The sequence below is a fragment of the Hoylesella buccalis ATCC 35310 genome (genome assembly GCF_000177075.1).
GTDB lineage: Bacteria > Bacteroidota > Bacteroidia > Bacteroidales > Bacteroidaceae > Prevotella > Prevotella buccalis.
The window spans coordinates 1-8,212 of record NZ_ADEG01000018.1; the positions used below are offsets into that span (position 1 = coordinate 1).

The 8,212-nt window shown below is 46.1% G+C and carries 7 protein-coding genes and 1 pseudogene; 5 read left to right on the forward strand and 3 right to left on the reverse strand.

From position 1 onward, the window contains the following. Positions 1-205: 205 nt before the first annotated feature. The 3 genes and pseudogenes from HMPREF0650_RS13310 to HMPREF0650_RS13410 form a co-directional block, all read left to right on the forward strand. Positions 206-379, forward strand: coding sequence for a hypothetical protein (locus HMPREF0650_RS13310; RefSeq protein WP_169308979.1), 174 nt, complete (start codon positions 206-208; stop codon positions 377-379). Positions 380-450: 71 nt separating this feature from the next. After that, positions 451-2,070 (forward strand): hypothetical protein, encoded by a 1,620-nt coding sequence (locus tag HMPREF0650_RS01655; protein WP_004347812.1) that lies wholly within the window; start codon positions 451-453, stop codon positions 2,068-2,070. 137 nt (positions 2,071-2,207) lie between these two features. Beyond that, positions 2,208-2,321 (forward strand): annotated as a pseudogene (locus HMPREF0650_RS13410) (IS982 family transposase); the annotation flags it as partial. 8 nt (positions 2,322-2,329) lie between these two features. Here HMPREF0650_RS13410 and HMPREF0650_RS13690 read toward each other — a convergent pair. Continuing rightward, a complete protein-coding gene (locus HMPREF0650_RS13690) occupies positions 2,330-2,569 on the reverse strand; it encodes a DUF1016 N-terminal domain-containing protein (RefSeq protein WP_081454835.1) in 240 nt (79 codons plus the stop codon). 480 nt (positions 2,570-3,049) lie between these two features. Continuing rightward, positions 3,050-5,050, reverse strand: a complete 2,001-nt coding sequence (locus tag HMPREF0650_RS01660) for an OPT family oligopeptide transporter (protein ID WP_004347814.1) — start codon at positions 5,048-5,050, stop codon at positions 3,050-3,052. Between the two features lie 200 nt (positions 5,051-5,250). Here HMPREF0650_RS01660 and dnaB point away from each other — a divergent pair, with 200 nt between their 5' ends. After that, positions 5,251-6,756, forward strand: a complete 1,506-nt coding sequence (gene dnaB / locus HMPREF0650_RS01665; protein ID WP_004347815.1) for a replicative DNA helicase — start codon at positions 5,251-5,253, stop codon at positions 6,754-6,756. A 67-nt stretch (positions 6,757-6,823) separates the two neighbouring features. Then, on the forward strand, positions 6,824-7,564 hold the full coding sequence (locus HMPREF0650_RS01670; RefSeq protein ID WP_004347816.1) for a tetratricopeptide repeat protein: 741 nt from the start codon (positions 6,824-6,826) through the stop codon (positions 7,562-7,564). Positions 7,565-7,635: 71 nt separating this feature from the next. On the opposite strand, the gene HMPREF0650_RS01675 is transcribed toward HMPREF0650_RS01670, so the two are convergent. Beyond that, positions 7,636-8,208, reverse strand: a complete 573-nt coding sequence (locus HMPREF0650_RS01675) for a deoxynucleoside kinase (RefSeq protein ID WP_245543438.1) — start codon at positions 8,206-8,208, stop codon at positions 7,636-7,638. Positions 8,209-8,212: the final 4 nt, after the last annotated feature.

The window sequence follows — 8,212 nt, forward strand, 5'->3', positions numbered from 1 at the left end:
TAACTAATTTATCTCTCTCTCTCTCTCTCTCTCTCTCTCTCTCTCTCTTATAATTTAGGTATATCTTCTCTTATTCCCCTTTCTGCGCATTATGCATTATTGCGCAGCGACTCTTTGTGTCCGTTTGTGGGGGATAAATCCCCGCCTTCCTTTATGGTAGTATATTCAGAAATTAAAAATCATATTCAAAATTTATTGTATCGTTATGAGTAAAACAGAAACAAGTGCCGCAGGTAAAAAGGCGGCTTACATTAGTCCTAATATCGTTTGCTTTTCAGTAGAGTATTCGCTTTGTGCAGGAAGTCCTTCGGATGGTGGACATAAGAATGCTGAACCCGATCCTGATCCTTTGGAACCTGAAGATGATGAACAGTGGTAAGTAGGCAACTCTTAAATACTTTATTTGTAATAACCATTTTTAATGAATTAATTTTATAAAAATTGATACAGATGAAAACAAAATCATTTATCTCATTTGCGGTTTGCGTGGCTGTATCTGTGCTGATGTGTAGCTGTTCTAACGAAGAGAGTGCTGATAGTAATAGTAATGGTCAGCTTACTGCCTTTACAGGAGGTATCGTTACAGAGGCTCCTATGGAGCGTATGCAGCTTAGTTCTCCTGAAATTTCAACAGAAGTCCCTGGCTTTCTCACCCGCACCTCTATGAATCGTGACGCCATCGGTGGTCATGGAGCTTTCCTTTGGGAACCTAAAGACGTGATCCATGTAGAGGACGATAATGGTAAGTTATACAAGAGTCAGAATGCTATCAATGATGCTGTAGCTCGCACTACATTCTTGGTAGATGGTTCTTACACCACTAAGGGACAATACGATGTGTATTATTGCGGTACTAACTCTGGTGTCGGTGAAATGAAAGTTGTTATCGCCAGCAATCAGACACAAGTAGCCTTTAACAATACCAAGCATTTTGGTGCCGCTGGCGATTGCGGTGTAGCCAAGGCAACGAAGACTACCGTTGCAGGCAAGAGCGGTTATCGTTTCGACTTGGAGCACAAGGCGTCTTATCTTTGCTTCCTTCCCTATATGGCTCCTCAGTGGGATCGCGCAAACTTAAAGCTCAAAAGCATAGAGATAACCTCTGATAACAATATTTCCGGTACTTATGACCTTACCCAAGCAGGTCTTTCCGGTACGGGTAATTCAAAGACAATTACGCTGAATGTAGGTCGTGATGGTCTTAAGCTTGCTGATCAAGCAACAGCAACGAAAAGTATTAAAAACTCACTTTACGTAGTTATAGCTCCAGGCACCCATGCCTTGAAAGTAAAATATACAGTTTTAGACGCAAAGAATACGGTTATGACAATAACCAAAAGTTATAAATCACATAACTTTGGTGCCAATAAAATTTGTGATATTCCCGTTAATCTTGGTGTTAGACATTACAGCGGTCACAATTATTATATGTGGGATGCTCGTGAGAACTATTGGTTTGGTCACGAGTGGGACTCTGCTGATTCCTGGCAGCCAACAGCGGAAGATGCATCAAACGACAATTATCCCAAGTCCAAGACTGCCGATGCTTCTCGTTGGTATCATGAGGGTAGCGGTTCTTTCGAGGCTTCCGTCAATCCTCTCTTCATGGAGCTTCCCAATGCCAACGAAATAGGTTGGTACGTATTGAAGGGTGATGCCCATTGGGACAATAGTACTCAGTGGGAGGCTTTCGGCAAGACTTATACTGGTGGTATATGGTTAAAGAAGCTCAGCGTCATCGCTCAGGAAAACGGCAAGGAGTCTGCTGCCTTAAAGCTTGAAGATCCCGAGGGCAATGATTTGCGTGCTTCTTCCGACTTCTACGGCATTTCTCCTGCGAATGGCAAGCCTTCTGATAGTGAGATTGATAAATACTTTTTCCTCCCTGCGTTGGGCTGTTACGACGGTGGTCTGCTTAACACCCTCGGTTCCGGCGGTTACTACTGGTCGTCAAGTGCTAATCCCAGCTCTAGTAGTAACGCGTACTACCTGTTCTTCAGCAGTGATCGCGTGCACTTGTACAGCAACAGCTACCGCAGCTACGGGTTCGTGGCGCAGCCCTTCGAGTAGTCTTCCCGATCGTTTTATTTTGGGCGGGCTCTTTAAAAGGCCCGCTCATAAAAACCGCCTTTGGCGGTCGATTTCGACACAAGTAACAAAAAGAGACCTAAAATGGGTCTCTTTTTGTCACTTATTCCGAACTCGCGTATAATTTCATCATGAACTTGTGTTCTGCTCTTACAGCCTGTTGTTTCTTTGACAATAAGCCGGAAGCCCTGCCGGTACACATAGAGAAATCAAGGCAATTGGAACTTTTCTAAAGATTTTCTTATCCCGAACTCGCGTAATAATTATACAAAGAAACACGTTCAAACCCCTTGCCATACGCATGAGTTAGTTCTTTTGCAAGTGTAGCTATTACCTGTTTTCCATATTCAGCTCTCTCTTCTCCATCAAGTTTCTCGCGTGCAATGCGTTCACCAAGCATCCAATTGCGGAGTGTGAGCGAAACATTGACAGCACGGTATGCTTGCTCACTGGCATCCTCTATAATCGAACAGAAGTCAATTTTTTATCTCAAAAATAGCCCTTAAATCGGCTCTTGAAAAGTTTCAATATAGAAAAAAACGATAGGAAAAGAGGATACAAATAGGGGATGATGTGGGAAGAAAAAGCGCATTTCAGGGTAAAAGCAATGGTCTTACCAGCCAAGAAGAATGCTTTTATCGGGTTATATGCATGCTATTGCCAGTCAATTACATGCAAATTGGGGGCATGAAAGCGTGCTTTTTAACTGAAAAATGGTTGAATTTTGGTGCGTAAGCGGCTGAAAGATTCGTAATATCCTGTGTGTCAATGAAGTGCGAAAAACACTCATGCTTGGCTTATTTGCAAACAAACCTGTGTTCGTTTGCAAATAAGCCAAGCATGAGAAGATGTGTTGTCAAGAAAATTCACAAAGATAAACCTACACGAAACGATGCGAATCAAAGTGAATTTAAGATGGCAGTCTGGGCTTGGAATCCTGCACCAAACTGCCATACTATATTTAAGCTTTATTCTTGTCGCGTGTTGCCAGGATGAAATAGCTAATCAATAGCAGGTAAGCGGCCAGTGAAAGCAGTTCGGACAAGGGGTTGGCAAGCCAGTCGGGATTGATGGGATTGAAGCCTGTAAAGCGCAGCAACGCGCTTAAAACGCCCATCAACGCACCGCCGGCGATGAAGCCGCTGGCCAGCAGCGTACCCTTTTCTCCGCGCTGTTTGTTTACCTCATTGTTTTTGCTGCGTGTGGTGACAAACCAGTGAATGGCGCCACCGATGAGGAGTGGTGTGTTGAGTTCCAACGGAATGAACATACCCAGTGCAAATGCCAGTGCGGGAATTTTGAGCAAAGTGAGGATGATGGCCAGCAAAGCACCGATGCCATATAAGATCCAAGGTGCGCCCGCACCATTCATCAAGGGCTCGATAACAGCTGCCATGGCATTGGCTTGCGGTGCCACCAGATGCCCTTGTTGTGCCGGATCGAAGCCGTAAGTCTGATTGAGTAGCATCATCACGCCGCCCACGGTTGCCGCACTGACCAGGGTCCCCAAGAACTTCCAAGTTTCTTGTTTGGCTGGTGTCGTTCCCAACCAATAGCCAATCTTCAGGTCAGTGACAAAAGCACCAGCCATGGAGAGAGCGGTACACACCACGCCTCCCATGATTAAAGCGGCTACCATGCCCTCCGGACCGTTGAGTCCCACGGCTGCCATCACCACGCTGGCCAAGATAAGTGTCATCAAGGTCATTCCCGATACCGGGTTGCTGCCTACGATGGCAATGGCGTTGGCTGCCACGGTGGTAAACAAAAAGGCAATGACGGCCACTAAGAGAATGGCAATCAGCGCATGCGTAAAGTTGTGCATCACGCCCAAAAGGAAGAATACGAAGGTGATGAGAATGGCGGCAATGGAGCCGATGGCAATGACGCGGAACGAGATATCCCTGCGTGTGCGTATCTCTTCTTTCGTCACCTCACCTTTGCCTTTCATCTCCTTAGCCGCCAGTCCAACGGCACTTTTGATGATACCCCAGCTCTTGATGATGCCAATGATGCCCGCCATGGCAATGCCACCGATACCGATGCTCTTGCCGTAGGTGGTGAAAATCAGTTCGGGAGACATCTCGCCCACCGTCATGGTGAGGTTGGTGCCACCGATGTTTAAGATGGTGTCGCCAAACAACAGCGATAGTCCTGGCACGATGAGCCACCAAACGGCGAACGAACCCATACAGATAATAAAGGTATATTTCAGTCCGATGATGTAGCCAAGGCCCATTACGGCTGCGCCGGTGTTTACCTTGAAGACCAGTTTTGCCTGGTCGGCCAGCTGCTGACCCAAGCCGAAAACGCGGGTGGTGAAGTTCTCGTTCCACCATCCAAAGGTGGCTACGATGAAGTCATAAAGCCCACCAACCAGTCCGGCCATAAGCAATGGCTTGGCCTGCGATCCGCCTTTGGCGCCGCTCACGAGCACTTGTGTGGTGGCAGTGGCTTCTGGGAATGGATATTTGCCGTGCATGTCGCTTACGAAATATTTGCGGAAAGGAATCAGAAATAGAATGCCAATGACTCCTCCGAGTGCCGAACTCATGAAGATTTTCATGAACGACGCACTCATTTCGGGGTACTTGGCTTGAAGAATGTAAATGGCAGGCAGGGTAAAAATGGCTCCAGCCACCACTGCACCCGAGCAGGCTCCGATGCTCTGTATAATCACATTTTCACCAAGTGCCTTGTTTCGCTTGGCGGCTGTTGATACGCCTACGGCGATGATGGCAATGGGGATGGCTGCCTCAAACACCTGTCCTACCTTCAAACCCAGATAGGCTGCGGCGGCCGAGAACAACATCGCCATGAGGATACCCCATGTCACTGACCACGCATTGACCTCGGGGTAGGTTTGGTTTGCGTGCATGATAGGTTGATACTCTTCTCCTTCTTTCAGTTCCCTGAAAGCATTTTCAGGTAATTGCACTGACTCTTTTTCCTTGTTTTCCATAAGTAATATTTGTGTTTTTGCTGACAAAGATATACTAAATCAATAAGATAGCAAAACGAATTGTAAGATTTTATTCCACTTTGTCATGATTGCTGTAGAGCGGTGTGGAATGTAAAAAGATGAACGCCGATGGGCGATAGTTGAACTATTTTTTATACATTTGCATTCCCAAGTTGGTAAAACAATAAAATACTTCAACCATGGCCACTACCAAAAACAAGCGTCCAACACCGATAGACAATTCTTATGCACATGTTCAGCCACAAGCAACTGACGTAGAGCGAGTTGTTCTGGGGGCACTGATGATAGACAAAGACGCTTTTTCCATCATTTCCGAGATTCTTCGTCCTGAGTCATTCTACGAGCCAAGGCACCAGAAGATTTTCCATGCCATCCAGTCGTTGACGATGGAGGAGAAGCCGGTTGACATCATCACCGTGACCGATCAGCTGAAAAGAGAGGGGACGTTGGAGGAGATAGGGGGTGCTGCCTATGTAGTGGAGCTTAGTGCACAGGTTGCGTCATCAGCCAACATTGAGTATCATGCCAAAATACTTTCGCAGAAATCGCTGGCTCGTCAGTTGATTTCTTATGCCAGTGTCATCGAAACCAAGGCGTTTGATGAGTCGCAGGATATAGATGAGTTGATGCAAGAAGCCGAAAGTGACCTCTTCACGTTATCGCAAACCAACATGAAGAAGGATTATACGCAAATTGATCCTGTGATAGCCCAAGCAACGGAAATACTGCAAAAGGCATCTGCTAACACAGGCGATTTGACGGGAATACCTTCTGGATATACCAAATTGGATGGCATTACAAGTGGCTGGCAAAAGTCTGACTTGGTGATTATTGCGGGTCGTCCGGCCATGGGAAAAACATCGTTTGCACTCTCTATTGCTAAGAATATCGCTGTAGATCATCATGAACCTATTGCCTTTTTCTCACTGGAAATGAACAATGTACAGTTGGTAAACCGCTTGATATCCAATACTTGTGAGATTGCAGGCAACAAGATTCTGAGTGGACAATTGACTGCTGATGAATGGAAACGTTTTGATACGAAAGTGAGAAACCTGATGGGTACACCTATTTATATTGATGACACGCCCGGACTGAGTATCTTTGAGCTAAGAACCAAGGCGCGCAGGCTGGTCAGAGAGAAAGGCGTAAAGATTATCATGATAGACTATTTGCAGCTGATGAATGCCAATGGCATGCGGTTTGGCAACCGTCAGGAGGAGGTTTCTACCATCTCTCGCTCGCTGAAGGGACTGGCCAAAGAGCTGGATATCCCAGTGCTGGCTCTGTCACAGTTAAGCCGTAACGTGGAGAATCGTGACGGATTGGAGGGAAAACGACCGCAGTTGAGTGACCTTCGCGAGTCGGGTGCCATCGAACAGGATGCCGACTTGGTGCTGTTTGTGCACAGACCGGAGTATTATCGGTTGTATGAAGACAACAATGGGGTGGACTTACGAGGTAAAGCTCAAATCATCATAGCCAAGCATCGTAAAGGTGCGACGGGCGATGTGCTGCTAAATTTCCGTGGCGAGTATACGCGTTTCGAGAACTTGGACGAAGGCTATTCGATGCCAACACCAGAAGGTGGCGAGTTTATGGAGTCGCGTCTTAATGGAGGATTCCCACCCCCAGAACCCACTCCTTTAGGAGATTTGCCTCCAGCAGAGCCTATTCCGTTTTGATGAATGGGCACTCTTCTCAATGAATACGATAGAGATTTTGGTATAAAATAGTGAAAAAGAGACTGTTATGAGAGATTTTATCAGCATGTTGAGATGGACTTTTGATGCTTTTCCTTTCAGGGAAAAAGCGCGCATCTTGTCTGTTTTCGTACTCTTTTTCATGTTTCTTTTGCCTTTAAACGGCTTTGCACAACAGCGTGAAGCGTTGCGTGACAGTTTGAAGAAGGCAACCGAGGCCTTGAAATATCATCCTGATAGTGTAGACTTGCGGTTGAAAAAGGCTGCGTGGAATTTACAATTAGAGCAGTGGCAGTATGCTAAAGACGAGTATGATAGGGTGCTAGGCAAAGAACAGCACAACATCGCCGCCTTGTATTATCGGGCTTTCGCCAATCAAAAGTTGGGGAGATATAATTTTGCCCGCCTTGATTATGAGCATCTGTTGCAAAGGGTTCCCGGACATTTTTCTGCGCTTTTAGGTCTGGCTTTGCTCAATCAGAAGGATAAACACCATACGGAAGCACTCAATCAAATTAACCAGTTGGTGAGTCAGCATGCCGACAGTGCGGTGGCTTATGCCGCTCGTGCGGGAATTGAAGTAGAGCAGGGGATGCTTGAGTTGGGCGAATACGATTATTCAGAGGCCATCAAAAGGGATCAGAGTAATACCGATTATCTGCTGAACAGAGCCGAACTGCGCATTCAATTGGGTAAAACTGAAAAGGCAAGAGAAGACCTTGACCGTCTTGTGTCATTAGGTGTTCCGCGCCCAGCTCTCAAGAATTGGTATAGAAGACTGAAACAATGATTTTGGAAATGCCACGCCCTAACAACTTTATTTCCTTGTTCTATCTTTTTTAAGGCATGGCCGTGCCGGTGCTATTTCACGTCAAGTGGGAACAAACCATACAGTCGGTCGTCAATCATGTCTGTAATCTCCTTGAAATCTTGTGGATTTTCTTTGAAATGAAGACGGTCGCCATCTACAATCATGAGGTTCCCTTTGTAGGTGCTAATCCAGTTTTCGTAGAGCGTGTTGAGCCCCTGTAAGTAGTCTATTCGGATGGATTTCTCAAATTCGCGACCACGTTTTTGGATGTGAGAAACCAGGTTTGGAATCCCCGAACGAATGTAAATCAAGAGATCTGGCAACTTCACGAGCGACATCATGAGGTTGAAAAGGTCTGTATAGTTGTCAAAGTCGCGGTCGCTCATCATCCCCATGCTGTGCAAATTGGGTGCGAAGATGCAGGCATCTTCAAAGATGGTGCGGTCTTGAATGATGGTATCGTGGCTCTTGCTGATGGCGACTACGTCTCTAAACCGCTTGTTGAGAAAGTAGATTTGCAGGTTGAACGACCATCGTGTCATGTCGGCATAGAAATCATCCAGGTACGGATTGTCGTCTACTGGCTCAAATTGTGGTATCCAATTATATCGTTTGGCAAGCATGGTA

What these genes read in the sequence shown, in the direction of transcription:
- HMPREF0650_RS13310 (WP_169308979.1), top strand. Translation starts at nt 206, where the DNA reads ATGAGTAAAACAGAAACAAGTGCCGCAGGTAAAAAGGCGGCTTACATT.
- HMPREF0650_RS01655 (WP_004347812.1), top strand. Translation starts at nt 451, where the DNA reads ATGAAAACAAAATCATTTATCTCATTTGCGGTTTGCGTGGCTGTATCT.
- HMPREF0650_RS01660 (WP_004347814.1), bottom strand. Translation starts at nt 5,050, where the DNA reads ATGGAAAACAAGGAAAAAGAGTCAGTGCAATTACCTGAAAATGCTTTC.
- dnaB (WP_004347815.1), top strand. Translation starts at nt 5,251, where the DNA reads ATGGCCACTACCAAAAACAAGCGTCCAACACCGATAGACAATTCTTAT.
- HMPREF0650_RS01670 (WP_004347816.1), top strand. Translation starts at nt 6,824, where the DNA reads ATGAGAGATTTTATCAGCATGTTGAGATGGACTTTTGATGCTTTTCCT.
- HMPREF0650_RS01675 (WP_245543438.1), bottom strand. Translation starts at nt 8,208, where the DNA reads ATGCTTGCCAAACGATATAATTGGATACCACAATTTGAGCCAGTAGAC.